Consider the following 25,346-nt stretch of genomic DNA (forward strand, 5'->3'; position numbering starts at 1 on the left):
CTGACTTACGGTTGTAATCCTTAAACGTGAAAGAAGAGAGAAGCCTATGTTTGGTGGAAAAGGCGGTCTGGGTGGCCTGATGAAGCAGGCTCAGCAGATGCAGGAAAAAATGCAGAAGATGCAGGAAGAGATCGCTCAGCTGGAAGTCACGGGTGAATCCGGTGCCGGTCTGGTCAAGGTGACCATCAACGGTGCGCACAACTGCCGTCGCGTTGAAATCGACCCTAGCCTGCTCGAAGACGACAAAGAGATGCTGGAAGATCTGGTTGCAGCCGCGTTTAACGATGCCGCTCGCCGTATCGACGAAACCCAGAAAGAGAAAATGGCCTCCGTGTCCAGCGGCATGCAGCTGCCGCCTGGCTTCAAGATGCCGTTCTGATGCAAACCAGTCCGCTGCTCACGCAGTTAATGGAAGCACTGCGCTGCCTGCCGGGCGTTGGCCCGAAGTCGGCGCAGCGCATGGCGTTTACGCTATTGCAGCGCGACCGCAGCGGCGGGATGCGCCTGGCGCAGGCTTTAACCCGCGCCATGTCAGAAATCGGTCACTGTGCGGATTGCCGTACCTTTACCGAGCAGGACGTGTGTAACATCTGCACGAACCCGCGTCGTCAGGAAAACGGCCAGATTTGCGTGGTGGAGAGTCCGGCGGACATCTACGCCATCGAACAAACCGGGCAGTTTTCCGGCCGCTATTTCGTGCTGATGGGGCATCTCTCCCCGCTGGACGGTATTGGCCCGGACGATATCGGTCTTGACCGCCTTGAACAGCGTCTTGAGTCCGAAACGATCAAAGAGGTGATCCTCGCCACCAACCCCACGGTGGAAGGGGAGGCAACCGCCAACTACATCGCCGAGCTGTGCTCGCAGTATGGCGTTGACGCCAGCCGCATCGCCCACGGCGTGCCGGTCGGCGGCGAGCTGGAGATGGTGGACGGCACCACGCTGTCGCACTCTCTGGCCGGACGTCACAAGATTATTTTCTGACCAAATGGAGGCTGCGCGCGCGGCCTCCGCTTGAAAATTTCCCCCCGTATCCCCATCTCTCACTCAACGTTTTAAAACCCCATTAAATGGCATTGTTGAGGTCGACATAGATGAAAGGACAAGAAACCCGTGGTTTCCAGTCAGAAGTAAAACAGCTTCTGCACCTGATGATCCATTCCCTGTATTCCAACAAAGAAATTTTCCTGCGTGAGCTGATTTCCAACGCCTCGGATGCGGCGGACAAGCTGCGCTTCCGCGCGCTGTCTAACCCGGATCTGTACGAAGGCGACGGCGAGCTGCGCGTGCGTGTCTCGTTTAATAAAGAGAACCGCACCCTGACTATCGCCGATAACGGCATCGGGATGAACCGCGACGAGGTGATCGACCACCTCGGGACCATCGCGAAATCCGGCACCAAGGCGTTCCTGGAGTCCATGGGTTCTGACCAGGCGAAAGACAGCCAGCTCATCGGTCAGTTCGGCGTCGGTTTCTACTCGGCGTTCATCGTGGCGGACAAAGTCACCGTGCGCACCCGTGCGGCGGGTGACAGCGCTGAAAACGGCGTGCTGTGGGAATCCAAAGGGGAAGGCGAATACACCGTTGATGACATCACCAAAGCGGACCGCGGCACCGAAATCACCCTGCACCTGCGTGAAGGGGAAGATGATTTCCTGAACGACTGGCGCGTGCGCTCCATCATCAGCAAATATTCCGACCACATCGCCCTGCCGGTTGAGATTGAAAAACAGGAAGAGAAAGACGGTGAAACCGTGGTTTCCTGGGAGAAAATCAACAAGGCGCAGGCGCTGTGGACGCGCAACAAGTCTGAGATTAAAGACGACGAGTACAACGAATTCTACAAGCATATCGCCCACGACTTTACCGACCCGCTGACCTGGAGCCACAACCGTGTGGAAGGTAAGCAGGAGTACACCAGCCTGCTCTACATCCCGGCACAGGCGCCGTGGGACATGTGGAACCGCGATCACAAGCATGGCCTGAAGCTGTACGTGCAGCGCGTCTTCATCATGGATGACGCCGAGCAGTTCATGCCGAACTACCTGCGCTTTGTCCGCGGCCTGATCGATTCCAACGATCTGCCGCTGAACGTCTCCCGTGAAATTCTGCAGGACAGCACCGTCACCCGTAACCTGCGCAACGCCCTGACCAAACGTGCGCTGCAGATGCTGGAAAAACTGGCGAAAGACGATGCGGAAAAATATCAGACCTTCTGGAAACAGTTCGGCCTGGTGCTGAAAGAAGGCCCGGCAGAAGACACCGCGAACGTTGAAACCATCGCCAAACTGCTGCGCTTCGCCTCTACGCACACCGACTCCTCCGCGCAGACCGTGTCGCTGGAAGAGTACGTCTCCCGCATGAAAGAAGGGCAGGAGAAGATCTACTACATCACCGCCGACAGCTACGCCGCGGCGAAGAGCAGCCCGCACCTGGAGCTGCTGCGTAAGAAAGGCATCGAAGTGCTGCTGCTTTCTGACCGCATCGATGAGTGGATGATGAACTACCTGACCGAGTTCGACGGTAAGGCGTTCCAGTCCGTTGCCAAAGCCGACGAATCTATCGACAAGCTGGCGGATGAAGTGGATGAGAACGCGAAAGAAGCCGAGAAGGCGCTGGAGCCGTTCGTTGAGCGCGTGAAAACCCTGCTGGGCGACCGCGTGAAAGAGGTGCGTTTCACTCACCGTCTGACCGACACCCCTGCCATCGTCACGACCGATGCCGACGAAATGAGCACCCAGATGGCGAAGCTGTTCGCGGCGGCGGGCCAGGCGGTACCGGAAGTGAAATATATCTTTGAGCTTAATCCGGATCATCCGCTGGTGAAACGCGCGGCGGATACCCAGGACGACGCCCGCTTTGCCGAGTGGGTTGAACTCCTGCTGGATCAGTCCCTGCTGGCCGAACGCGGCACGCTGGAAGATCCTAACCTCTTCATTAAACGTGTGAATGCGCTGCTGCTGGCGTAATTGAGCACGCCTCTCCTGGTCTTCTCCCTCTCCCCGTGGGAGAGGGCCGGGGTGAGGGCACCAGACCGCACAACTCCAAATTATCTCCCCCCGTTAACCGTTTCAGCCTTCCTGCCTTCCTTGAGCGATGCCCGTTCTGGTGGTATTGTTTAGCGCTTTTGAAAAATTGAAACGACTTTTGAGGGGATTTTCGCAATGCGTATTATTCTGCTTGGCGCTCCGGGCGCGGGTAAAGGAACTCAGGCTCAGTTCATCATGGAGAAATACGGTATTCCGCAAATCTCCACCGGTGATATGCTGCGCGCCGCTGTTAAATCTGGCTCCGAGCTGGGTAAACAGGCGAAAGACATCATGGACGCAGGCAAGCTGGTGACCGACGAGCTGGTAATTGCTCTGGTCAAAGAGCGCATTGCTCAGGAAGACTGCCGTAACGGTTTCCTGCTGGACGGCTTCCCACGTACCATTCCTCAGGCTGACGCCATGAAAGAAGCGGGCATCAACGTGGACTACGTTCTGGAGTTCGACGTACCGGACGAGCTGATCGTTGACCGCATCGTTGGCCGTCGCGTACACGCTGCTTCTGGCCGTGTTTACCACATCAAATTCAACCCGCCTAAGGTTGAAGGCAAAGACGACGTGACTGGCGAAGAGCTGACCACCCGTAAAGACGATCAGGAAGAGACCGTGCGCAAGCGCCTGGTGGAATACCATCAGATGACCGCGCCGCTGATCGGCTACTACACCAAAGAAGCGCAGGCGGGTAACACCAAATACGCCAAAGTCGATGGCACCAAAGCCGTGGCTGACGTACGTGCAGAGCTGGAAAAAATCCTCGGCTAATTGCACTTCTCTCACCCGGGTCCTCCGGGTGAGAAATATTCTCATCTTACCTATTGCAGCAATGGGTTCCGTTTAAACGCATTTCCGCTACAATTGACAACCATTCAAATGGTTAAGAGGCGTGAATGAGTCAGGCGAAAACCGGCATCCTGCTTGCCAATCTGGGCACTCCAGAAGCACCTACATCAGACGCGGTAAAACGCTACCTGCGACAATTTTTAAGCGACACGCGCGTCGTGGATTTTCCGCGACTGCTGTGGTGGCCGCTGCTTCGTGGCGTCATTCTGCCGATTCGTTCTCCGCGCGTCGCCAAACTCTATCAGTCCGTATGGATGGAAGAGGGCTCGCCGCTGATGGTCTACAGCCGTCGCCAGGAAAAAGCGCTGGCCGCCCGCCTGCCGGAGATGCCCGTCGCGCTCGGCATGAGCTACGGCAAACCCTCTCTGGAAAGCGCGGTAGAATCCCTGCTGGCGCAGGGCGTGGACCATATCGTGGTGCTGGCGCTCTACCCGCAGTACTCCTGCTCGACGGTGGCCGCCGTCTGGGACGAACTGGCGCGCATTCTGGCGACCCGCCGCCGCATTCCGGGCGTGACCTTTATTCGCGACTACGCGGATAACGAGCTGTACATCAAGGCGCTTGCTAACAGCGCGCGCGCGTCGTTTGAAAAGCACGGTGAACCGGATCTGCTGCTGCTCTCCTATCACGGGATCCCGCAGCGTTTCGCTAACGAAGGGGATGATTACCCGCAGCGCTGTCGCGATACCACCCGCGAGCTGGTCTCCGCCCTTGGCCTGCCGCCGGAGAAGGTGATGATGACCTTCCAGTCGCGCTTCGGCCGCGAGCCGTGGCTGACGCCGTACACCGATGAAACCCTCAAAATGCTCGGCGAGAAGGGCGTGAAGCATATTCAGGTGATGTCGCCGGGCTTCTCGGCAGACTGTCTGGAAACGCTGGAGGAGATCGCGGTGCAAAACCGGGAATTTTTCCTGGAGGCTGGCGGCGAAAAGTACGAGTACATTCCAGCGCTTAACGACTCGCCTGAACATATCGACATGATGGTCTCACTGGTGATGAACAGCCGCTGATCGCACTTCGGGCCGGGTTTGTGCTACCATTCCCGGCCCATATTCTTCGTACAGTTCAGACCATGAAATTTCCCGGTAAACGTAAATCCAAACACTACTTCCCCGTCGATGCCCGCGATCCGCTCCTGCAGCAAATCCAGCCAGAAAATGAAACCAGCGCGGCGTGGGTCGTCGGTATCGATCAGACGCTGGTGGACATTGAGGCGAAAGTGGATGATGCGTTTGTCGCCCGTTACGGTCTGAGCGCCGGGCACTCGCTGGTGATTGAGGATGACGTTGCTGAAGCGCTGTACCAGGAGCTGGTGCGCGAAAACCTGATTACCCATCAGTTCGCCGGCGGTACCATCGGTAACACCATGCACAACTACTCCGTGCTGGCTGACGACCGTTCAGTACTGCTTGGCGTGATGTGCAGCAACATTGAAATCGGCGGCTACGCTTACCGCTATCTGTGCAACACCTCCAGCCGTACCGATCTGAACTATCTTCAGGGCGTCGACGGCCCGATTGGCCGCTGCTTTACGCTGATCGGCGAATCCGGCGAGCGGACCTTTGCCATCAGTCCTGGGCATATGAACAAGCTGCGTGCGGAAAGCATTCCCGAAGAGGTGATTGCGGGCGCCTCGGCGCTGGTGCTGACCTCCTACCTGGTGCGATGCAAGCCGGGCGAGCCGATGCCTGAAGCGACCATGAAGGCGATTGAGTACGCGAAGAAGTACGACGTGCCGGTCGTTCTGACGCTGGGCACCAAATTCGTGATTGCCGATAACCCAGAGTGGTGGCAGGCGTTCCTGAAAGAGCACGTCTCGATTCTGGCGATGAACGAAGAGGAGGCCGAAGCGCTGACCGGTGAAAGCGATCCGCTGCTGGCGTCCGATAAAGCGCTGGACTGGGTGGATCTGGTGCTCTGCACCGCGGGCCCTGTCGGACTGTATATGGCCGGCTTCACGGAGGAAGAGAGCAAACGCAAAACCCAGCATCCGCTGCTGCCCGGCGCGATTGCCGAGTTCAACCAGTACGAGTTCAGCCGCGGCATGCGTTATAAAGATTGCATTAACCCGCTGCGCATCTACTCTCACATCGCGCCATATATGGGTGGTCCGGAGAAGATCATGAACACCAACGGCGCAGGCGACGGCGCGCTGGCCGCGCTGCTGCACGACATTACCGCCAATGCCTACCACAAAACCAACGTGCCGAATTCCAGCAAGCATAAGTTCAGCTGGCTGACCTATTCGTCGCTGGCGCAGGTGTGCAAGTACGCCAACCGCGTAAGCTATCAGGTGCTTAACCAGCACTCACCGCGCTTAACGCGTGGCCTGCCGGAACGGGAAGACAGCCTCGAAGAGGCGTATTGGGACAGGTAAAAGAAAACCCCTCGCCCTAACCCTCTCCCCATAGGGGAGAGGGAACTTGAACACCCTCTCCCCTATGGGGAGAGGGCCAGGGTGAGGGCATCAGACCGCACCAAACTTACCCCGTCACCGCCTCTTCAACCGGCGGTTTCTCCAGCAGCGTCAGCATGGTGTTAGCAATCTCGCGCTCGCCCATCACCACCTTATCTGCACCGCGCTCGGTGATGTACTCCACCTCGTCGTCATAATGCGCCCGGGCGATAATCTCAATCGTTGGGCACTTCGCGCGCGCGGAAGCCACAATCTCACCCGCTTCATAGCCGTTGGGTATGGTCAGCAGCAGCCAGCGGGCGCAGTCCAGATGCGCCAGATTCATGATCTCTTCGTTTGCCGCATTGCCCAGCACCGCGCGAATACCGCGCTCGCGCAGCTCGTCGACGCGGGTGCGTGAGGTTTCAATCACCACCAGCGGAATGCCCTGCGCCATCAGCTTCTCGCCGAGCAGGCTGCCCACGCGGCCAAAGCCGACCAGCAGGGCGTGATTGCAGATATCCACCGGGATCTGCTTCTCTTCTTCGATGGCCTCTTCGAGCGTCTGCTCTTCCAGCGTTTCGGTTTTGTCGAGGTATTTTTCCAGCAGGGCAAACAGGACCGGGTTCAGCATAATCGACAGGATCGCCCCCGCCAGCACCAGGTTTTGCCCCGCCTGCGGCAGCAGGTTCAGGGCCATGCCCAGACCGGCCAGAATAAAGGCGAACTCGCCAATCTGCGCCAGGCTGGCGGCAATAGTCAGCGCCGTCCGCGGGGAGTGACCGAACATTCGCACCAGGAAGAAGGCGGCGAGCGACTTACCAAAAATAATGATCGCCAGCGTGCCCAGCACGGCCAGCGGCTGCTGGATCAGCACCAGCGGGTCAAACAGCATTCCGACGGAGACGAAGAACAGCACGGCAAACGCATCGCGCAGCGGCAGCGTATCGTGCGCCGCACGGTGGCTCAGCTCGGATTCGTTCAGCACCATCCCGGCGAAGAACGCGCCCAGGGCAAAGGAGACATCAAACAGCTCAACGGCACCAAAGGCGATGCCCAGTGCCAGCGCCAGCACGGAGAGGGTGAACAGCTCGCGGGAGCCGGTCGCCGCGCTGCGGGACATGATCCACGGTACCAGACGGCGGCCCACCAGCATCATGATGGCGATAAACGCCACCACTTTACCGATGGTGATGCTCATATCCAGCGCCAGCGAGGCGAAGCCGACGTTGTCTTTTTCCATCATTCCGGCGACGGCGGGCAGCAGCACCAGCGTCAGGACCATGACCAGATCTTCAACAATCAGCCAGCCAATCGCGATCTGCCCGCGCTGGCTGTCAATCAGCTGTCTCTCCTCAAGCGCGCGCAGCAGCACCACGGTACTGGCGGTTGAGAGACACAGCCCAAATACGATACCGGTCATTAACGACCAGCCCAGCACGGCCGAAAGCGCCATCCCAAGCAGCGTCGCCACCCCTATCTGGGCGATCGCTCCCGGTATGGCAATCGACTTTACCGCCATCAAATCCTTCAGGGAAAAGTGCAGACCGACGCCAAACATCAGCAGAATCACGCCCAATTCCGCCAGTTCAGGGGCCAGTTTGGTATCCGCAACGAAGCCTGGCGTAAACGGTCCCGCCAGCACACCTGCCAGCAGATAGCCGACAAGAGGAGAAATACGCAGTTTATTGGCAATCATGCCGAGGATAAAAGCGAGCACAAGTCCACCAACAATGGTGGTGATAAGCGGTGTGGCGTGGTGCATTCCGTCTCCTTTCGTTGTGGGTGTTCCTTTTTGGTGAAAAACCAAAAAACCGAGTAATAGTTTATGACAATTTTTACTCTTATGTTTATGAATAATTGTTGAAGTTTGAATAAAACAGCAATATGCGCGTAAAAAAGCGCATTTTGATAAATTCAGCGAGAGGAGAAAGAAGAAACCCTTATGGCATCAGGGTGTCAGGCAGCCAACGTCACACTTTGGCTGCCCGTAATTCACGCTTTGTGGCGGTTATCAGGCAGGAATATGGTCAACATCCCAAGAAGTGGCAGGAAAGCGCAGATTTTATAAACCAGGAAGATGCTGGTGTGATCCGCAACCATCCCTAACACCGCTGCACCCAGCCCGCCCATGCCGAAGGCGAAACCGAAAAAGAGTCCGGAAACCATACCGATACGGCCAGGCAGCAGCTCCTGGGCATAGACCAGAATGGCGGAAAACGCGGAAGCGAGGATAAAACCAATAATCACGGTTAAAATTCCTGTCCATTCAAGGCTGGCGTACGGCAAAATGAGGGTAAAGGGCGCCACGCCGAGGATAGAGCCCCAAATGACATATTTACGCCCTATCTTATCCCCCACAGGCCCGCCAATGACCGTACCGGCCGCAACGGCGAACAGGAAGGCAAACAGGTGGATCTGCGCATTTTGTACCGATAATCCGAATTTTTGCATCAGATAAAAGGTGTAATAGCTGCTGATGCTCGCCATATAGAAGTATTTCGAGAAAATCAGCACCAGCAGGACGGCTACCGCCAGGATAACCTTATTGCGCGGCAGGGGATTGATAACCTTCGCTTTAGGTTTTCCTTTATTGACGCGATGCTGAGCGGCATACCAGCGGCTGATCTGCGCCAGCACGATAATCGCCAACAGTGCGGCCAGCACAAACCACGCCACGTTGCCTTTACCGTAAGGGGCAATAATCACCGCGGCCAGCAGCGGGCCGAGAGAGCTACCAAAGTTACCGCCCACCTGGAAAAGTGACTGCGCCAGGCCGTGGCGACCACCGGACGCCATCCGCGCCACGCGGGAGGACTCCGGATGGAACACGGACGAGCCGGTACCCACCAGCGCGGCGGCGATCAGCACGGCTTCAAAACTCCCGGCCATGGCGAGCAGCACCAGACCGCTTAGGGTAAAGCACATGCCGATCGGCAGCGACCACGGCATCGGGTATTTATCCGTCCAGTAGCCCACCACCGGCTGCAGCAGCGAGGAAGCCAGCTGGAAGGTCAGGGTGATCATCCCGATCTGCACGAAGGTTAACGAAAACTCGGACTGCAGCAGCGGATAAATTGCCAGAATCAACGACTGGATCATGTCGTTGAGCAGGTGTGAAAGACTTATTGCCCCTAAGACTTTAAAGGAGGTGCGCGACGCCGGCGCGCCCGGAACGGGCTGGGTTGATTCACTGATTGCCATAAATACCACGTTTTGTTAGCAGAAGTGCAGGGAGTAATTATTATCCGACTAACATACCCGCCTGCGACATTTGAAGAAAGTCGCAATTATGAAAACTTATTTGTCTATTCTTATTAGTCACTGTAATTTCTGCCTTTGTCTATTGGTCAGGGAGAGAGAAGATGAAGTTAATGAAGCGGGGCGTCGCGCTGGCGCTCATCGCGGCGTGGGGGCTGGTAAGCCTGCCCGCGCAGGCGTATGAAAAAGACAAAACCTATAAAATTACCATTCTGCATACCAACGACCACCACGGTCATTTCTGGCGCAGTGAATACGGCGAATATGGCCTCTCGGCACAAAAAACGCTGGTGGACGGCATTCGTAAAGAGGTCGCAGCCCAGGGCGGCAGCGTGCTGCTGCTCTCAGGCGGCGATATCAACACCGGCGTGCCGGAATCCGATTTGCAGGACGCCGAACCCGACTTTCGCGGCATGAATCTGATTGGCTACGACGCGATGGCCGTCGGTAACCATGAATTTGATAATCCGCTGACCGTACTCCGTCAGCAGGAAAAATGGGCCAAATTCCCGTTCCTCTCCGCCAATATTTACCAAAAAAGTACTGGCGAGCGTCTGTTTAAGCCGTGGGCGCTGTTTAAGCGTCAGGATCTGAAGATCGCGGTCATCGGCTTAACCACCGACGATACTGCGAAAATTGGCAACCCTGAGTTCTTCACCGATATCGAATTCCGCAAACCGGCAGACGAAGCGAAGCTGGTGATTCAGGAGTTGCAGCAAAACGAAAAGCCGGACGTCATTATCGCCACCACCCACATGGGGCACTACGACAACGGTGAGCACGGCTCTAACGCGCCCGGTGACGTGGAGATGGCGCGCAGCCTGCCTGCGGGCTCGCTGGCGATGATTGTGGGTGGTCACTCACAGGATCCAGTGTGTATGGCATCCGAGAACAAAAAGCAGGTGGACTACGTCCCGGGCACGCCGTGTGCGCCAGACCGTCAGAACGGTATCTGGATTGTGCAGGCGCACGAGTGGGGCAAATACGTGGGCCGGGCGGACTTTGAGTTCCGTAACGGCGAGATGAAGCTGGTGCACTATCAGCTCATTCCGGTCAACCTGAAGAAGAAAGTCACGTACCCGGACGGGAAAAGCGAGCGCGTACTTTACACCCCAGAGATTCCAGAAAACCAGCAGATGCTCTCCCTGCTGACGCCGTTCCAGAACAAAGGCAAGGCGCAGCTGGATGTGAAAATCGGAACGCTGAACGGTCGTCTGGAGGGGGACCGCAGTAAAGTTCGCTTCGTGCAGACCAACATGGGCCACCTGGTGCTCGCGGCGCAAATGGCGCGCACCGGGGCTGATTTTGGCGTAATGAGCGGCGGTGGCATTCGTGATTCCATCGAAGGCGGAAACATCACCTATAAAGACGTTCTGAAGGTGCAGCCGTTCGGTAACGTGGTGGTTTATGCCGACATGAGCGGGAAGGAGGTTGTTGAGTACCTGACCGCCGTGGCGCAGATGAAGCCGGATTCCGGGGCCTATCCGCAGTTTGCCAACGTGAGCTTCGTAGCGAAAGACGGCAAGCTTAACGACCTGAAGATCAAAGGCGAACCGGTTGACCCGGCGAAAACCTACCGTCTGGCGACGTTAAGCTTTAACGCCACCGGCGGCGACGGCTATCCGCATATTGATAATAAACCGGGATACGTGAACACTGGCTTTATCGACGCGGAAGTGCTGAAGCAGTATATCGAGCAGAATTCGCCGATTGACGTGAATGCGTATGAGCCGAAAGGTGAGGTGAGCTGGCAGTAGTGCCGTTGTGTTGCCCGGTGGCGCTGCGCTTACCGGGCCTACGGGTGCAAAATGTAGGCCGGGTAAGGCGTAGCCGCCACCCGGTTTTTTTTACTCCCGGCGGGCAATATCCGCAAACTTCGCGTCCAGCATTTTCGCCAGATCGCCCGCGGCAAGCTCAATGTCCAGCCCGCGCTTGCCGCCGGAGATAAAGATGGTCTCAAATTCCTGTGAAGGGGCATCGATCAGCGTCGGCAGGCGTTTTTTCTGCCCGAGTGGACTGATGCCGCCCACCAGGTAGCCCGTGGTGCGCTGCGCCACCATCGGATCCGCCATATCCACCTTCTTCGCCCCCAGCGCTTTGGCGACTTTCTTAAGGTCCAGCTGTCCTGCCACGGGCGTCACCGCCACGGCGAGGTGCTTCATATCGCCGTTCACCGCCACCAGCAGCGTTTTATAAACCTGGTCAGCGTTAAGCCCCAGCTTGCGCACCACTTCATCACCAAAGTTGGTTTCATTCGGATCGTGATCGTAGGTGTGGATCCGGAAAGAAATGTTGTTTTTTTCGAGTAATTTAACGGCGGGAGTCATAGCTATCCTTCTTACGACAGACAAATCATGCCAACAGCATACGCCTGACGTTTGTCTAAAAAATAGCACCATCTTGCGCAATAGTGTTGGCAGTGATGGTCACTTTGAGCGACAATCGGCTCAACCGAAGGTCTCCTTCGGCATAATAAAAACGATGAAATTCCTCTTTGACGGGCCAATAGAAATATTGGCCATTTTTTTATTTCAGCAACGACGGCAAGTTCCCTTCTCCGTACAAATGTAACGCCCCGACCGCCACCACGTAACGCCCCGCAGGTAAGGCATGCAGCGTCTGCCGCCAGGCTTTATTGCGCGCATTCATCAGCACATCATACAGCGATTCGCTGAATGTCGACGGTAACGCCAGCCTGCCGTCCGCGGGTGGCGCATCCAGCCACCAGCCAATCATGGTCTGCAGCAGGCGCGCGTTGGTGTGCCAGTGGGTCAGCGTATCATCCAGCAGCATCAGACCGTCGTCGGGAAGCTGTCGCAGGAGCGCAATCTGGCTGTCCGTTCCTTCCAGCTCGATGATGGGCAAACTGCGCGCCCTTGCCACGTTCAGCAGCTGGTAATCAATGCCGTAATCACCCCGCAGCCCCAGACGCTGCGCCTGCGTGGCCTGCAATACCATCGCGATTTGCCAGAGTGGCAGGGTGTCAATCATGGAGAGCGAGACGCCGGTTTCCTCGGCGACGCGCGTCAGTTCCGCAAGCTGGGTTTCATCCAGGCGCTCCGCCAGGGTGAGATCGCTCTCGAGCCCGGCAAACGGTGACTCCTGACCCGAAATGTCCGCCTCAACGACCAGCGCATCGGCGTGTTTCAGCAGTTTAATCAGGCCGGGAGGCAGGGGAGACATATCCTGCGTGCCCATATGGATGCTGCCAACCAGGTGCAGGTGTTGCCCGCCGGGAAGCGAAATATCCAGACCGGGCCAGGCGTAACGGCGAGGGAAAAGGGCGCGAAACGATGTTTTTATACGATGAAACAGACCCATACGCGCTCCATAAACGGAAAGGTTCATGCTAGCGCGTACGGGTACAAGGTTCAATCCTTCGGTTTAAACCGCAACAGCCGGTTGGCGTTGCTGACCACGGTGATGGAGGAGAGCGCCATCGCCGCACCCGCGACCACCGGATTAAGCAGCGTGCCGGTCAGCGGCCACAAAATACCGGCAGCAATCGGAATACCGAGCGAGTTGTAGATAAACGCCCCCAGCAGGTTCTGCTTCATGTTGCGCAGCGTAGCTTTCGAAATGGCCAGCGCATCGGCCACGCCCATCAGGCTGTGGCGCATCAGCGTGATGGCCGCGGTTTCGATGGCCACGTCGCTGCCGCCGCCCATTGCGATCCCCACATCCGCCTGGGCCAGCGCCGGGGCATCGTTGATGCCGTCGCCGACCATCGCCACCTGACGGTCCTGACGTTGCAGGTTTTTAATGGCGTCCGCTTTGCCGTCCGGCAGTACGCCCGCAATCACCTCGTCAATACCGGCTTCTTTCGCGATGGCGTTGGCGGTGGTCGGGTTATCCCCGGTCAACATCACCAGACGATATCCCGCACGGTGCAGGCGCTGTAAGGCATCCACGCTGTCCTGGCGAAGCGGATCGCGCACGGCCAGCAGCGCGGCGGCTTTGCCATCCACCGCCAGCAGAACCGGGGTGGCGCCCTGTGACGCCTGCGCCTTCAGCTCACTGTCCAGCGCGGCGGTATCAATGCCGTTTTCATTGAGCAATGCCTGGTTGCCCAGCAGCAGCGCGTGGCCTTCTGCTTCACCGCTCACGCCGAGCCCGCGCAGGGTGCGGAACTGATTCACCTGCGGCAGGGCAGACGCATTGGCTTTATCAAGAATGGCGCGCGCCAGCGGATGGCTGGAGCCTTGCTCCAGCGCGGCTGCAAGACGCAGCGCATCCTCTTCCGAAATGCCCACGCAGTGGACGGCGACCACCTGCGGTTTACCTTCCGTCAGTGTGCCGGTTTTATCAAACACCAGCGTGTCCAGGGTGCTGGCCCGCTGCAGCGCGTCCGCATCCCGCACCAGCACGCCAAATTCGGCCGCGCGGCCTACGCCGGAAATGATCGACATTGGCGTCGCCAGACCAAGGGCGCAAGGGCAGGCGATGATCAGCACCGTGGTGGCGATCACCAGGGTATACACAATCTGCGGCGCCGGGCCGAAGAAGTACCAGATCGCCGCACTCAGCAGGGCAATGCCGACCACAACCGGCACAAAAATGGCCGAGATTTTATCAGCAAGCTGGCCAATTTCTGGTTTACTGCTCTGCGCCTGGCGCACCATGCGAATAATACGCGACAGCGTCGTATGGCTGCCGACGGCGCTGGCGGTAAACAGCACGCTGCCGTCCTGCACGACCGTACCGGCATGCACGGCGTCGCCGTCTGATTTCTGCTGAGGGATAGGCTCCCCGGTCAGCATCGCTTCATCCAGCCAGGCTTCGCCCTGGGTTATCTTGCCGTCAACGGGAACCCGGTCGCCGGTGGTCAGACGCAGCGTCATGCCGGGCTGAACCTCGGCCAGCGGAACGCTTTTTTCCCCTTCGTCCGTGACCACGCGGGCCGTCGGTGGGGTTAAATCAAGCAATCTTTCCAGCGCTTTCGAGGAGCGCTGGCGGGCGCGGGCTTCCAGCATATGGCCTAAGTTAATCAGGCCGATAATCATCGCGCTCGCTTCATAATAGAGATGCCGCGCTTCCATCGGGAACCACTGGGGCCAGACGTTCACGCTCATCGAATAGAGCCACGCCGCGCCGGTACCGAGGGCGACTAGGGTATCCATCGTCGCGGTACGATTTTTCAGGCTCTTCCAGGCGCTGGTATAGAAATGTCCGCCTGCGAACACCATCACCGCAAGGGTAATCAGACCAATCACCAGCCACAGCGTGCGGTTGTCGTCGGTGACCATCATGTTGTCGCCGAGCATGCCCCACACCATCACCGGAATACCGACCAGCAGGGCGATAATCGCCTGCCAGCGGAAGCGCTTCATGGTGGCGATAGCCGTTTCCTGCTGGCGCTCGCGGCGCTCGGCATCATCTTCGATGGCCTCCGCGCCGTAGCCCGCTTTTTCAACGGCCTGCACTAATTCTGCGGCGGAGGCGCTGCCCATCACCAGCGCAGTGCGCTCCGCAAGATTCACCCGTGCCTGCGCGACTCCCGGTACCGCCTGCAGGGCGTTTTGTACCCGGGAGACGCAACTGGCGCAGCTCATGCCGTTGATCAGCAGCTGTTGGCTGTCATCAATATCATCCGCTGCCGGAAGCTCAGGAGTGGCCGCTGTCAGTGCTTCCGACGGGGATGATGACTCTGCCAACGGTTTAGCCTTTGGGTGGCTTAACTCCGCCCCGTAACCGGCCTGCTTGATGGTATCGATCAGCGCATCCGCGCTGGCGCTGCCGGTCACAGCGGCATGATCGATAGTCACATCAGCGCTTTCCACATCAGGGCGCTGTTCCAGGCTTTCTTTAACGCGTTTGACGCAGTGGCCGCAGGAGAGGCCGTCCAGCGTCAGGTCAATAGTGTGAGACATAACAAAACTCCCGTATAATATTTTGGTCAGTTGTTGACCGGAGTAACGCTTTTCACTAACTGTTATGAAGGTTAAACCTTCCATCAAGGGGAAGGTCAAGGGGGAAATGTGAATATCAGTGATGTGGCAAAAAAAACCGGCTTAACCAGCAAAGCGATTCGCTTTTATGAAGAGAAGGGGCTGGTGACGCCGCCGCTGCGCAGTGAAAACGGCTACCGTAGCTACACGCAGCTGCATCTGGATGAACTGACGCTGCTGCGCCAGGCAAGACAGGTCGGTTTTAATCTGGAAGAGTGCGGCGAGCTGGTTAACCTGTTCAACGATCCAAAGCGTCACAGCGCCGACGTGAAAAAACGCACGCTGGAAAAGGTGGCCGAAATTGAACGCCACATCGTCGAGCTACAGGCGATGCGCGAACAGCTGCTGCAGCTCGCGGCGTCCTGTCCGGGGGATGACAGCGCCGACTGCCCGATTATCGATAACCTTGCCGGCTGCTGCCACCGCAAAACCCACGCTTAGCAGGCTTTTACCCGCAGGGTAATGCCCTCCACCGCGATGACCTCCACCCGCGTGCCGGCGCTGAGGTCATCGTCGGCCACCACCGGCCACGAGCTGTCACCTACCCGCATGTGCCCACGTCCGTTCACCAGCGTGCTGTCGAGCGTAAAACGCTTGCCGACAATCTGCTGTCCGCGCTGGTTAAGGTGGGCGTCCACCGGTTTCTGCTCGTTAACCCGCCGGTTGAGCCAGCGCCACCACAGCCAAGCGGCCACCAGCGTCAGCGCGGCAAACAGCGCTCCCTGCCACGCCCAGTCCAGGGGAAGGATCCAGACCAGAAGACCGGTAATGACGGCGGCAACACCGCTCCAGAGCAGGTAGCCGTTGCCGCCCAGCATCTCCGCCGCCAGCAATAAGCCGCCGAGGCTTAGCCAGAAGGCATGAGGATGTGCAACGATCAGCTCAATCATTTTTTACGCTCGTTTCCGCTGTCCTTGATCAGTTCGGCTATGCCCGCGATAGAGCCCATCAGGCTGCTGGCATCCAGCGGCATCATCACCACTTTGCTGTTGTTCGCCGACCCAATCTCTTTCAGCGCGTCGGTATATTTTTGCGCGACAAAGTAGTTCACGGCCTGAATATCACCGGCGGCAATCGCCTCGGACACCATCTGGGTCGCGCGGGCTTCCGCTTCGGCGGAACGCTCACGCGCTTCCGCCTGTAAGAACGCGGACTGACGATCACCTTCCGCTTTCAGGATCTGCGACTGTTTTTCCCCTTCCGCTTTGAGGATCTCCGCCTGGCGCACCCCTTCGGCTTCCAGAATATAGGCGCGCTTGGTTCGCTCGGCTTTCATCTGGGCGTTCATGGAGGCGATCAGCTCCGCCGGCGGGCGCACGTCGCGGATCTCGATGCGGGTAACTTTGATCCCCCACGGGTTTGTAGCCTCGTCGACAATGTGCAGCAGGCGGGTGTTGATGCTGTCGCGCTGGGAAAGCATCTCGTCCAGCTCCATCGAGCCGAGCACGGTACGGATGTTGGTCATCGTCAGGTTGACGATCGCCAGCTCCAGGTTGCTGACCTCATAGGCCGCTTTCGGCGCGTCAATCACCTGAATAAAGCAGACAGCGTCGATGGTGACGTTGGCATTATCCTTGGAGATCACTTCCTGGGACGGAATGTCCAGAACCTGCTCCATCATGTTGATCTTGCGACCAATTCTGTCCATGAAGGGAACAATCAGGCTTAAGCCTGGCTGGAGTGTGTTGGTGTATCGGCCGAAACGCTCGACGGTCCACTGATAACCCTGAGGGACAATTTTGACGCCGGCGCCTACGATAACCAGCGCAACGAAAATAAGGACGGGAACAACGATAAGCATAAAAACCTCCTGTTTTGCATGCTGTGGCGAGTGAAAGTGTGTATTTATTGCTCGTAAGTATAGGTAAAGTCAGAGATGAATCCATCACCCGCTTCAGCAATGGCTTTCGATAATCCCTGGTAGTAATTCTCCAGCCCCAGCGCTTCGATACGCTGGATCTGTTCACGAATGGGGGCGCAGAACAGAACGGCATTCCCCGCTTCAACGCGTTTGTTATTCGGTGGAAGGTCGCCCGCGATGGCTTTAAACCAGGTTCTGATGCCCTGCTTTAAATTATGCGGCGCTTTTGCCAGGTTATCCATGCCCGTCAGGATCTGCAGAGTCGGGAACTCATCGGCCAGCACGGCGGTTTTCATGCGCGCAAAGAACTGGCTGAACAGCTCGAACGAGCCCAGATCGGTGACGCGGGGCTTGGTGGTTTTACCGTTTTTATTGCCGATTTTACCTGCCGCTGACGCCGCGGCCGGAACCGCGTTCACCTTTTCCAGCTCCAGTCCTAACAGCAAATTGCAGTGCGCGCGGCGCGCTTTCAGCGGATAGGACATCAGGACGTCAATGAACTGTGTGGCTTTCACATCCGCAAGATTGTGGTTGATAAGCCACTGGGTGCGTGAAAATTCCGCCGGAGAGACGAACCAGTCCGGCACCTCATTGAAGCGTTTTGATTTGCCTTCACCGTCAAATTCAAGGAAGTGTGTTCCGTTGTCGAAGGCGAAATAGCAATTTTTGAAGCTGCCGATCGTGGTGTTCACGATGAGCGCCTTCTTAACAAAGTCCACCACCTCTGCACCTATCACAAAACGCGTGAGCTCCGACGATTTGATGACTTCCATTAATGTTTCGACATCAGGAACACCAGGCTTCAGGGAGGGAAACTCATAAAAGATATGTGCCATGTCGCATACTTCCTGTAGTGATGAAGGTGACAATTTGCAAACAAAAAGTTTAACACTTGCTTCAGCGTGAGGCTATTCGCTCTGTGCGGGCGAAAGGATTATGCTACAGGCGGTTATTACACGAAGCGGTCAACGGAAGCGCGATGAACGATAAAAGAAACGTATTACTGCTCAGGGATGTCGGATTTCGAGTCGGGGAAAACACGATCCTGCAGCACGTCGGGTTTAGCCTGTCGCCGGGCGAGTTTAAATTAATCACGGGTCCCTCAGGCTGTGGTAAAAGCACGCTGCTGAAGATTGTGGCGTCACTCCTCAGCCCGACGGAGGGCGCCATTCTGTTTGAAGGCGAGGATATCGCCTCGCTTTCCCCGGAAAGCTATCGCCAGCAGGTCTCGTACTGCGTGCAAACGCCCGTGCTTTTTGGCGATACGGTCTATGACAACCTGATTTTCCCGTGGCAAATCCGCAATAAAACGCCGGAGCCGGAAAAGTTTATCCAGGATCTGGCCCGCTTTGGCCTGGCGCAGGAGACGCTGAGCAAATCCATCAACGCGCTGTCGGGTGGCGAAAAGCAGCGGGTCTCGCTGATCCGCAACCTGCAGTTTTTACCGAAGGTGTTGTTGCTGGACGAAATCACCAGCGCGCTCGATGACGTCAACAAGCGCAACGTTAACGAGATTATTCATCGTTACGCCCGGGAGCAGAACATTGCCGTGCTGTGGGTGACGCACGACGCTAACGAAATAACCCATGCGGATGACGTGATTACGCTCCAGCCGCACGGCGGGAAAATGCAGGAGGCAAACCGTGGGTGAACACAACATTACCAACGAATCGCTGGCCTTTTCGATGGTGCTGGTGCTGATTGCGATTGTGGTCAGCTACCGCGAAAAGCTGGGGCTGGAAAAAGATATCGTATGGAGTATCTGCCGCGCGGTGATTCAGCTCATCATCGTCGGCTATGTGCTGAAGTATATCTTCAACGTTAACCACGCGGTGCTGACGCTGCTGATGGTGCTCTTTATCTGCTTTAACGCGGCGTGGAATGCGCAAAAGCGCAGTAAATACATCGATAAGGCGTTTGTTTCATCGTTTATCGCGATTACCACCGGAACGGCGCTCACGCTGGCGGTGCTGGTACTTTCCGGCTCGATTGAGTTTACGCCGATGCAGGTTATCCCTATTTCCGGGATGATTGCGGGGAACGCGATGGTGGCCGTTGGGCTCTGTTATAACAACCTCGGCCAGCGTTTCAGCAGCGAACAGCAGCAGCTGCAGGAGAAACTAAGCCTGGGGGCAACGCCAAAAGTGGCCTCGGCGCGGCTGATTCGCGAGAGCATTCGCTCATCGCTGATCCCTACGGTAGATTCTGCCAAAACGGTGGGGCTGGTGAGCCTGCCGGGCATGATGTCGGGGCTGATTTTTGCCGGTATCGATCCGGTAAAAGCGATTAAGTATCAGATCATGGTGACGTTTATGCTGCTTTCCACGGCAAGCCTGTCCACCATCATTGCCTGCTACCTGACCTATCGGAAGTTCTACAACGCGCGTCACCAGCTGGTGGTGACGCAGTTGAAAAAGGTGCGGTGATTGTGCCGGGCGGCACTGCGTTTGCCCGGCCTACGATTCGTGCTTTTGTAGGCCCGGTAAGGCGAAGCCGTCACCGGGCAAAGTGCATCAATACAACAACGCGTACAGCTGACGACGATACTTCGACGCCAGCGCGTCTCCGGTGCCCAGCGCGGCCAGGATCTCCTGGAACATCTTGCGCGCCTGGCCGTCTGCGGCGGCTAAATCTTTTTGCAGATGGCTGAAGAGCAGCTCAAGCGCCTCTTCGTTACGCCCCACCTGATGCAGCTGCAGCGCCAGCTGGCTTGCCAGCGCGGCATCCGCCGGATTGTCGGCAACCTGCTGCTGCAGCTGCTGAATTTCCGGGGTATCCGCCGCCTGCTTCAGCAGCTCAATTTGTGCAACCAGCCCCTGATAGCGGGTATCCTGATCCTGCAGCGGAACCGTCTTGAGTACGGCTTCCGCGTCTTCTGAGCGATGCAGGGCGATCTGCGTCTCCGCCAGCAGCAGGCCAATCTGACTGTTCTGTTTTGACAGCTGCCATGCCTCTTTGAGCAGCGGCAGCGCCTCGTCGTATTTGCCTTCCTGCATCAGCGCCATGCCTTCCTGCGCTTTCAGCTCTTCTTCGCGCGGCAGCACCTTATCCAGCAGGGCGCGGATAGCGTCTTCCGGCTGTGGCCCCTGGAAGCCATCAACAGGCTGGCCGTTCTGGAACAGATAGACGGTAGGAATGGCGCGCAGACCAAACTGAGACGCGACCATCGGCTCGGCATCACAATCCAGCTTCGCGAGAATGAACTGACCGTTGTACTGGGCGGCAAGGCTTTCCAGCACCGGCGTCAGCTGCAGACAGTGTTGGCTACGTTCAGACCAGAAGTAGAACAGGACCGGTTTGGTCATCGACTGTTCAAGAGTCTGTTGCAGGTTAGCTTCTGTGATATTGACGATATTCTGTACGGACATGCGGCTTTCTCTTTTGTCGGTTTGTTCTTTACATGGGGATGCGCGTCGGCGCTTCAACTCAACCGTGTAAAATTTTGTCCATTATCCGGCCCGGCAGCAGGCGTTTTAACCAGCCAACGGCATGGGTGACCAGCGTCACCGGATAGCGCATTTTGGGATGTTCACTCTCAAAAGCATGGCGCACTTTGGCCACCACCGCCTCTGGCCCGAGGGTAAAACGCGCGGCGATGCCGGGGTTCTCGACCGGTTTATCCGCCTGCGTCTGGTTAACGTTTTCGGTAAAGCGGGTGCGGATCGGGCCGGGTTCAATCAGGCTGACCTTAATGCCGCTGTGGCGTAACTCCATGCGCAGGGCGTCGGACCAGGCCTCCAGCGCATATTTGCTGGCGGCGTAGGCGCCGCGGCCCGGGGTGGAAATCAGTCCCATCACCGACGACGTCATCACGATGCGCCCTTCACCGTGTGGCAGCATCGCGGGGAGCAGACGCATGGTGAGCTGATGCACGCCGAAGAAGTTGGTCGAAAACTGCTTCTCCAGCGTTTCGCGGGAGAGGGTGTCCAGCGGGCCGTACACGCCGTAGCCGGCATTATTAAACAGGCCGTACAGACGATTACCGGTCAGTGCGATCACCTCATCTGCGGCGCGCTCAACGCTCTCCGGCGAGTCCATATCCAGCAGCACGCCGGTAAAGCCCAGACCATTCATGCGTTCGACATCGTCGGGTTTGCGGCAGGCCGCCAGAACCCGAAACCCCTGGCGCTTTAATTCGAGCGCGCTTTCCAGGCCGATTCCGCTGGAACATCCTGTAATTAAGACCGATTTTTGCATAACTTTACCTGTCAGGATCTCCGCTTAATCAGGAGTCATGTTTAACTAAAGGAGCCAGCCGCGTTGCCATCCAGTCGGCAATAAACGGCTGCGCATCGCGATTGGGGTGGATCCCGTCGTCTTGCATCCACTGGGGTTTGAGATAGACCTCTTCCATGAAAAATGGCAGCAGCGGAATATCAAACTCTTTGGCAAGCTTGGGGTAGATCGCGCTAAAGGCCTCATTATACCGACGACCGTAGTTGGCGGGCAGGCGAATTTGCATCAGCAGCGGCTGGGCGTTTGCCGCCCTGATGTCCTGCAAAATGGTGCGCAGCGTATTCTCTGTTTGCTGAGGCTGGAAACCGCGCAGGCCATCATTACCGCCAAGCTCAACCAGCACCCACCGTGGCTGATGCTGTTTGAGCAGCGCAGGCAGGCGCGACAGCCCCTGCTGCGAGGTGTCGCCGCTAATGCTGGCGTTGATTACAGCCGTTTTGCTCTGCCATTTGTCATTGAGCAGAGCGGGCCAGGCCGCGCTGGCCGCCATACGATAGCCTGCGCTCAGGCTGTCGCCGAGAACCAGTAACGTGTCCGCTGCCGCCGCGCGGAAAGTCATCAGAATCAAAAACAGGAAGGGCAAATGCCAGCGGAAAACAGTGTTGAAGTTCATCATCTTAAGAAGTCCGTCGGTCAGGGGGAGCACGAGCTTTCCATCCTTACCGGAGTTGAACTCGTTGTCAAACGCGCTGAAACCATTGCGCTGATTGGCGAATCCGGTTCCGGTAAGTCCACGCTGCTGGCGATTTTAGCCGGTCTGGACGACGGCAGCAGCGGTGAGGTCCACCTTGTCGGGCAGCCGCTGCATCAGCTTGATGAAGAGGCGCGGGCCGCGCTGCGCGCGCGTCACGTTGGTTTTGTCTTTCAGTCCTTTATGCTGATCCCGACCCTGAACGCCCTGGAAAACGTCGAGCTCCCTGCGCTGCTGCGCGGTGAAAATAGCCGTGAAAGCCGCGCTCACGCGAAGGCGCTGCTGGAACAGCTCGGTCTGGGTAAACGTCTCGACCATCTTCCCGCCCAGCTTTCCGGCGGTGAGCAGCAGCGCGTGGCGCTGGCCCGCGCGTTTAACGGCCGCCCTGAGGTGCTGTTTGCCGATGAGCCTACCGGCAACCTTGACCGTAAAACCGGAGACCGGATTGCCGACCTGCTGTTTTCGCTCAACCGCGAGCACGGCACTACGCTTATCCTCGTGACCCACGATCCGCAGCTCGCGGCGCGCTGCGACCGTCGCCTGCGGCTGGTCAACGGTGTTCTGCAGGAGGAAGCATGATTACCCGCTGGTTCTGGCGCGAGTGGCGCTCGCCCTCGCTGCTGATTGTCTGGCTGGCGCTCAGCCTGGCGGTGGCCTGCGTGCTGGCGCTCGGCAGCGTCAGTGATCGCATGGAAAAAGGGCTCAGCCAGCAGAGCCGGGAGTTTATGGCGGGAGACAGGGCGCTGGAAAGCTCCCGTCCCGTGCCGCCGGGCTGGATTGACGCAGCGCGCAAAGAAGGGCTGAAGGTGGGAGAGCAGCTCACCTTCCAGACCATGACCTTCGCGGGCGACACGCCGCAGCTGGCGAGCGTCAAGGCCGTCGATGATATCTACCCGATGTACGGTGACTTGCAGACCCGCCCGCCGGGATTAAAGCCGACGCCCGGTACGGTGCTGCTGGCATCGCGTCTGATGGCGCTGCTGAACCTGAAACCCGGCGACAGTATCGACGTCGGTGACGCTACCCTCAGGATTGCCGGGGAAGTGGTGCAGGAGCCCGACGGCGGATTTAACCCGTTCCAGCTTGCGCCGCGCCTGCTGATGAACACCGCGGATGTCGCGGCCACCCATGCGGTACAGCCGGGCAGCCGCGTCACCTGGCGCTATAAATTTGGCGGCACACCCGCCCAGCTTGACGCGTATGAAAAATGGCTTCTGCCGCAGCTCAAACCGGAACACCGCTGGTACGGGCTGGAGCAGGACGAGGGGGCGCTCGGTAAATCTCTGGAGCGCTCTCAGCAGTTCCTGTTGCTGTCGGCCCTGTTGACCCTGCTGCTGGCGGTGGCGGCGGTGGCCGTGGCGATGGGGCACTACTGCCGCAGCCGCTACGACCTGGTGGCGATCCTCAAAACCCTCGGGGCGGGCCGGGCGCAGCTGCGCAAGCTGATCGTCGGCCAGTGGCTGATGCTGCTGGTCCTGTCGGCGCTGACCGGCGGAATAATGGGGCTGCTGTTTGAAAAACTGCTGATGGTGATGCTAAAACCGGTGCTCCCGGCCGCATTGCCGCCGGCCAGCCTCTGGCCGTGGCTGTGGGCGATGGGCGCGATGACGGTGATCTCGGTGCTGGTGGGGCTCCGGCCTTACCGCCTGCTGCTCGCCACGCAGCCGCTGCGCGTGCTTCGCAATGATGTCGTGGCGAACGTCTGGCCGCTGAAGTTCTACCTACCGGTGATTATTGCGGTGGCGGTGGGGCTGCTGGCGTGGCTGATGGGCGGCAGCACGCTGCTGTGGGCGGTGCTGGCCGGGGCGGTTGTGCTGGCGCTGCTGTGCGGCGTGCTGGGCTGGATACTGCTTAACCTCCTGAAAAGGATGACGGTAAAATCCCTGCCCGTGCGCCTGGCGGTCAACCGTCTGCTACACCAGCCCTGGTCTACGCTCAGCCAGCTGTCGGCGTTCTCGCTGTCGTTTATGCTGCTGGCACTGCTGCTGGTGCTGCGCGGCGATCTGCTCGATCGCTGGCAGCAGCAGCTTCCGCCGGAAAGCCCGAACTATTTCCTGATCAATATCGCCCCTGAGCAGGTTACGCCGCTGAAGGGCTTCCTGGCGGAGCATCACATCATCCCTGAGTCGTTCTATCCCATCGTTCGCGCGCGTCTGACGCAGATCAACGGGCAGCCAACGGAGGGGAACAAGGACGAGTCGCTGAACCGCGAGCTGAACCTCACCTGGCAGGAGAAACGCCCTGACCACAACCCGATAACCGCCGGCACCTGGCCGCCGAAAGCGGGAGAGGTGTCGATGGAGGAGGGGCTGGCGACGCGCCTGAACTTGAAGCTGGGAGACAGCGTCACCTTCACAGGGGATACCCAGGATTTCACCGCGAAAGTGACCAGCCTGCGTAAAGTGGACTGGGAAAGCCTGCGGCCCAACTTCTTCTTTATCTTCCCGCCGGGGGCGCTGGAGGGGCAGCCCCAGAGCTGGCTGACCAGCTTCCGCTGGGAAAACGGTAACGGCATGCTGACCCAGCTTAACCGGGAGTTTCCGACGGTCAGCCTGCTGGATATTGGGGCGATCCTGAAGCAGGTGGGGCAGGTGCTGGAGCAGGTGAGCCGCGCGCTGGAGGTCATGGTGGTGCTGGTGACGATCTGCGGCGTGCTGTTGCTGCTGGCCCAGGTGCAGGTGGGCATGCGCCAGCGCCATCAGGAGCTGGTGGTATACCGCACGCTGGGGGCCGGTAAGCGGCTGCTGCGAATGACGCTCTGGAGCGAGTTTGCGCTGTTGGGGCTGGTGGCCGGTCTGGTGGCCGCCATTGGCGCAGAGACGGCGCTGGCGGTGTTGCAGACAAAGGTCTTCGACTTCCCGTGGGAGCCTGACTGGCGTCTTTGGTTGACTCTGCCTCTGTGCGGCGCTGCGCTGCTTTCTCTCTGCGGAGGCTGGCTCGGCACGCGGCTGTTAAAGGGCAAAGCCCTGTTCCGTCAGTTTGCGAGTTGATTTAGTATGGTGATAATTACGCACCGGATTTTTATGCCGGTGCGTAGTGTTTAAATAGCACAAAGTGATAATACCCA

General features: G+C 58.2%; 23 protein-coding genes. 12 read left to right on the plus strand and 11 right to left on the minus strand.

Features of this window, described 5'->3' with window-relative positions; all coding sequences use genetic code 11:
• Nucleotides 1-46 precede the first annotated feature (46 nt).
• The 6 genes from LJA86_RS00920 (at nt 47) to LJA86_RS00945 (ending at nt 6,264) form a co-directional block, all read left to right on the plus strand.
• Nucleotides 47-379 carry a YbaB/EbfC family nucleoid-associated protein gene (locus LJA86_RS00920; RefSeq protein ID WP_003858972.1) on the plus strand — a complete coding sequence of 111 codons (333 nt, stop codon included), beginning with the start codon at nt 47-49 and terminating at the stop codon, nt 377-379.
• The gene (recR, locus tag LJA86_RS00925; RefSeq protein WP_008499298.1) at nt 379-984 is read left to right on the plus strand and encodes a recombination mediator RecR; all 606 of its coding nucleotides are present in this window, start codon (nt 379-381) and stop codon (nt 982-984) included. The genes LJA86_RS00920 and recR overlap by 1 nt, the downstream gene beginning before the upstream one ends.
• Nucleotides 985-1,094: 110 nt before the next feature.
• Nucleotides 1,095-2,969 (plus strand): molecular chaperone HtpG, encoded by a 1,875-nt coding sequence (gene htpG / locus LJA86_RS00930; protein ID WP_045909747.1) that lies wholly within the window; start codon nt 1,095-1,097, stop codon nt 2,967-2,969.
• Between the two features lie 195 nt (nt 2,970-3,164).
• Nucleotides 3,165-3,809, plus strand: coding sequence for an adenylate kinase (adk, locus tag LJA86_RS00935; RefSeq protein WP_006809841.1), 645 nt, complete (start codon nt 3,165-3,167; stop codon nt 3,807-3,809).
• Nucleotides 3,810-3,934: 125 nt separating this feature from the next.
• Nucleotides 3,935-4,897: a ferrochelatase gene (gene hemH / locus LJA86_RS00940; RefSeq protein WP_229225364.1), complete on the plus strand. Its 963-nt coding sequence runs from the start codon at nt 3,935-3,937 to the stop codon at nt 4,895-4,897.
• Nucleotides 4,898-4,959: 62 nt separating this feature from the next.
• The gene (locus LJA86_RS00945; protein WP_045909745.1) at nt 4,960-6,264 is read left to right on the plus strand and encodes an inosine/guanosine kinase; all 1,305 of its coding nucleotides are present in this window, start codon (nt 4,960-4,962) and stop codon (nt 6,262-6,264) included.
• A gap of 106 nt (nt 6,265-6,370) precedes the next feature.
• Here the strand turns inward: LJA86_RS00945 and ybaL are convergent, their stop codons facing one another.
• A complete protein-coding gene (gene ybaL / locus LJA86_RS00950; protein WP_045909744.1) occupies nt 6,371-8,047 on the minus strand; it encodes a YbaL family putative K(+) efflux transporter in 1,677 nt (558 codons plus the stop codon).
• A gap of 230 nt (nt 8,048-8,277) precedes the next feature.
• On the minus strand, nt 8,278-9,486 hold the full coding sequence (locus LJA86_RS00955) for an MFS transporter (RefSeq protein ID WP_021241625.1): 1,209 nt from the start codon (nt 9,484-9,486) through the stop codon (nt 8,278-8,280).
• A 161-nt stretch (nt 9,487-9,647) separates the two neighbouring features.
• Here LJA86_RS00955 and ushA point away from each other — a divergent pair, with 161 nt between their 5' ends.
• A complete protein-coding gene (ushA, locus tag LJA86_RS00960; protein WP_048225930.1) occupies nt 9,648-11,300 on the plus strand; it encodes a bifunctional UDP-sugar hydrolase/5'-nucleotidase UshA in 1,653 nt (550 codons plus the stop codon).
• Between the two features lie 90 nt (nt 11,301-11,390).
• Here ushA and ybaK read toward each other — a convergent pair whose 3' ends face one another.
• From ybaK to copA, 3 genes are all read right to left on the minus strand, one after another.
• A complete protein-coding gene (gene ybaK, locus LJA86_RS00965) occupies nt 11,391-11,870 on the minus strand; it encodes a Cys-tRNA(Pro)/Cys-tRNA(Cys) deacylase YbaK (protein ID WP_059311188.1) in 480 nt (159 codons plus the stop codon).
• A 199-nt stretch (nt 11,871-12,069) separates the two neighbouring features.
• Nucleotides 12,070-12,864, minus strand: a complete 795-nt coding sequence (locus LJA86_RS00970) for a TraB/GumN family protein (protein ID WP_063621001.1) — start codon at nt 12,862-12,864, stop codon at nt 12,070-12,072.
• 50 nt (nt 12,865-12,914) lie between these two features.
• Nucleotides 12,915-15,413 carry a copper-exporting P-type ATPase CopA gene (gene copA / locus LJA86_RS00975; protein WP_229225371.1) on the minus strand — a complete coding sequence of 833 codons (2,499 nt, stop codon included), beginning with the start codon at nt 15,411-15,413 and terminating at the stop codon, nt 12,915-12,917.
• A 108-nt stretch (nt 15,414-15,521) separates the two neighbouring features.
• On the opposite strand from copA, the gene cueR reads away from it, so the two are divergent.
• A complete protein-coding gene (cueR, locus tag LJA86_RS00980; protein ID WP_045909739.1) occupies nt 15,522-15,932 on the plus strand; it encodes a Cu(I)-responsive transcriptional regulator in 411 nt (136 codons plus the stop codon).
• Here cueR and LJA86_RS00985 read toward each other — a convergent pair.
• Genes LJA86_RS00985 through LJA86_RS00995 form a run of 3 tightly spaced genes read right to left on the minus strand, consistent with a single transcriptional unit; the run spans nt 15,929 to nt 18,188 of the window.
• Entirely contained in the window at nt 15,929-16,381 is a 453-nt protein-coding gene (locus LJA86_RS00985; RefSeq protein WP_126534546.1) for an NfeD family protein, read from the minus strand. The genes cueR and LJA86_RS00985 overlap by 4 nt on opposite strands.
• Entirely contained in the window at nt 16,378-17,292 is a 915-nt protein-coding gene (locus tag LJA86_RS00990; RefSeq protein WP_008499312.1) for an SPFH domain-containing protein, read from the minus strand. The genes LJA86_RS00985 and LJA86_RS00990 overlap by 4 nt, the downstream gene beginning before the upstream one ends.
• 44 nt (nt 17,293-17,336) lie before the next feature.
• Complete coding sequence (locus tag LJA86_RS00995) at nt 17,337-18,188, minus strand: hypothetical protein (protein WP_229225372.1); 852 nt, start codon at nt 18,186-18,188, stop codon at nt 17,337-17,339.
• 143 nt (nt 18,189-18,331) lie between these two features.
• On the opposite strand from LJA86_RS00995, the gene fetA reads away from it, so the two are divergent.
• Together fetA and fetB are read left to right on the plus strand one after the other, a co-directional pair.
• Nucleotides 18,332-19,003 carry an iron efflux ABC transporter ATP-binding subunit FetA gene (gene fetA, locus LJA86_RS01000; protein WP_048030129.1) on the plus strand — a complete coding sequence of 224 codons (672 nt, stop codon included), beginning with the start codon at nt 18,332-18,334 and terminating at the stop codon, nt 19,001-19,003.
• Nucleotides 18,996-19,778, plus strand: a complete 783-nt coding sequence (gene fetB / locus LJA86_RS01005) for an iron efflux ABC transporter permease subunit FetB (protein WP_023617520.1) — start codon at nt 18,996-18,998, stop codon at nt 19,776-19,778. Before fetA ends, fetB begins: the two co-directional genes overlap by 8 nt.
• Before the next feature lie 87 nt (nt 19,779-19,865).
• On the opposite strand, the gene LJA86_RS01010 is transcribed toward fetB, so the two are convergent.
• Genes LJA86_RS01010 through tesA form a run of 3 tightly spaced genes read right to left on the minus strand, consistent with a single transcriptional unit; the run spans nt 19,866 to nt 22,201 of the window.
• Nucleotides 19,866-20,720 carry a co-chaperone YbbN gene (locus LJA86_RS01010; RefSeq protein ID WP_048030131.1) on the minus strand — a complete coding sequence of 285 codons (855 nt, stop codon included), beginning with the start codon at nt 20,718-20,720 and terminating at the stop codon, nt 19,866-19,868.
• A gap of 58 nt (nt 20,721-20,778) precedes the next feature.
• Nucleotides 20,779-21,549 carry an SDR family oxidoreductase gene (locus LJA86_RS01015; RefSeq protein ID WP_023617270.1) on the minus strand — a complete coding sequence of 257 codons (771 nt, stop codon included), beginning with the start codon at nt 21,547-21,549 and terminating at the stop codon, nt 20,779-20,781.
• Nucleotides 21,550-21,577: 28 nt separating this feature from the next.
• Nucleotides 21,578-22,201 carry a multifunctional acyl-CoA thioesterase I/protease I/lysophospholipase L1 gene (gene tesA, locus LJA86_RS01020; RefSeq protein WP_028015818.1) on the minus strand — a complete coding sequence of 208 codons (624 nt, stop codon included), beginning with the start codon at nt 22,199-22,201 and terminating at the stop codon, nt 21,578-21,580.
• On the opposite strand from tesA, the gene ybbA reads away from it, so the two are divergent.
• A complete protein-coding gene (ybbA, locus tag LJA86_RS01025) occupies nt 22,172-22,858 on the plus strand; it encodes a putative ABC transporter ATP-binding protein YbbA (RefSeq protein WP_008499319.1) in 687 nt (228 codons plus the stop codon). The two genes, tesA and ybbA, sit on opposite strands and share 30 nt — an antisense overlap.
• Nucleotides 22,855-25,269 (plus strand): putative ABC transporter permease subunit YbbP, encoded by a 2,415-nt coding sequence (gene ybbP / locus LJA86_RS01030; RefSeq protein ID WP_229225374.1) that lies wholly within the window; start codon nt 22,855-22,857, stop codon nt 25,267-25,269. The genes ybbA and ybbP overlap by 4 nt, the downstream gene beginning before the upstream one ends.
• Nucleotides 25,270-25,346: the final 77 nt, after the last annotated feature.

Source organism: Enterobacter sp. TCD1-1, assembly GCF_020567405.1.
GTDB classification, from domain to species: Bacteria; Pseudomonadota; Gammaproteobacteria; order Enterobacterales; family Enterobacteriaceae; genus Enterobacter; species Enterobacter quasiroggenkampii.

Excerpts from the sequence above, each read along its gene's own strand:
- LJA86_RS00920 (WP_003858972.1), top strand. The coding sequence starts at position 47 with ATGTTTGGTGGAAAAGGCGGTCTGGGTGGCCTGATGAAGCAGGCTCAG.
- recR (WP_008499298.1), top strand. The coding sequence starts at position 379 with ATGCAAACCAGTCCGCTGCTCACGCAGTTAATGGAAGCACTGCGCTGC.
- htpG (WP_045909747.1), top strand. The coding sequence starts at position 1,095 with ATGAAAGGACAAGAAACCCGTGGTTTCCAGTCAGAAGTAAAACAGCTT.
- adk (WP_006809841.1), top strand. The coding sequence starts at position 3,165 with ATGCGTATTATTCTGCTTGGCGCTCCGGGCGCGGGTAAAGGAACTCAG.
- hemH (WP_229225364.1), top strand. The coding sequence starts at position 3,935 with ATGAGTCAGGCGAAAACCGGCATCCTGCTTGCCAATCTGGGCACTCCA.
- LJA86_RS00945 (WP_045909745.1), top strand. The coding sequence starts at position 4,960 with ATGAAATTTCCCGGTAAACGTAAATCCAAACACTACTTCCCCGTCGAT.
- ybaL (WP_045909744.1), bottom strand. The coding sequence starts at position 8,047 with ATGCACCACGCCACACCGCTTATCACCACCATTGTTGGTGGACTTGTG.
- LJA86_RS00955 (WP_021241625.1), bottom strand. The coding sequence starts at position 9,486 with ATGGCAATCAGTGAATCAACCCAGCCCGTTCCGGGCGCGCCGGCGTCG.
- ushA (WP_048225930.1), top strand. The coding sequence starts at position 9,648 with ATGAAGTTAATGAAGCGGGGCGTCGCGCTGGCGCTCATCGCGGCGTGG.
- ybaK (WP_059311188.1), bottom strand. The coding sequence starts at position 11,870 with ATGACTCCCGCCGTTAAATTACTCGAAAAAAACAACATTTCTTTCCGG.
- LJA86_RS00970 (WP_063621001.1), bottom strand. The coding sequence starts at position 12,864 with ATGGGTCTGTTTCATCGTATAAAAACATCGTTTCGCGCCCTTTTCCCT.
- copA (WP_229225371.1), bottom strand. The coding sequence starts at position 15,413 with ATGTCTCACACTATTGACCTGACGCTGGACGGCCTCTCCTGCGGCCAC.
- LJA86_RS00985 (WP_126534546.1), bottom strand. The coding sequence starts at position 16,381 with ATGATTGAGCTGATCGTTGCACATCCTCATGCCTTCTGGCTAAGCCTC.
- LJA86_RS00990 (WP_008499312.1), bottom strand. The coding sequence starts at position 17,292 with ATGCTTATCGTTGTTCCCGTCCTTATTTTCGTTGCGCTGGTTATCGTA.
- LJA86_RS00995 (WP_229225372.1), bottom strand. The coding sequence starts at position 18,188 with ATGGCACATATCTTTTATGAGTTTCCCTCCCTGAAGCCTGGTGTTCCT.
- fetA (WP_048030129.1), top strand. The coding sequence starts at position 18,332 with ATGAACGATAAAAGAAACGTATTACTGCTCAGGGATGTCGGATTTCGA.
- LJA86_RS01010 (WP_048030131.1), bottom strand. The coding sequence starts at position 20,720 with ATGTCCGTACAGAATATCGTCAATATCACAGAAGCTAACCTGCAACAG.
- LJA86_RS01015 (WP_023617270.1), bottom strand. The coding sequence starts at position 21,549 with ATGCAAAAATCGGTCTTAATTACAGGATGTTCCAGCGGAATCGGCCTG.
- ybbA (WP_008499319.1), top strand. The coding sequence starts at position 22,172 with ATGCCAGCGGAAAACAGTGTTGAAGTTCATCATCTTAAGAAGTCCGTC.
- tesA (WP_028015818.1), bottom strand. The coding sequence starts at position 22,201 with ATGAACTTCAACACTGTTTTCCGCTGGCATTTGCCCTTCCTGTTTTTG.
- ybbP (WP_229225374.1), top strand. The coding sequence starts at position 22,855 with ATGATTACCCGCTGGTTCTGGCGCGAGTGGCGCTCGCCCTCGCTGCTG.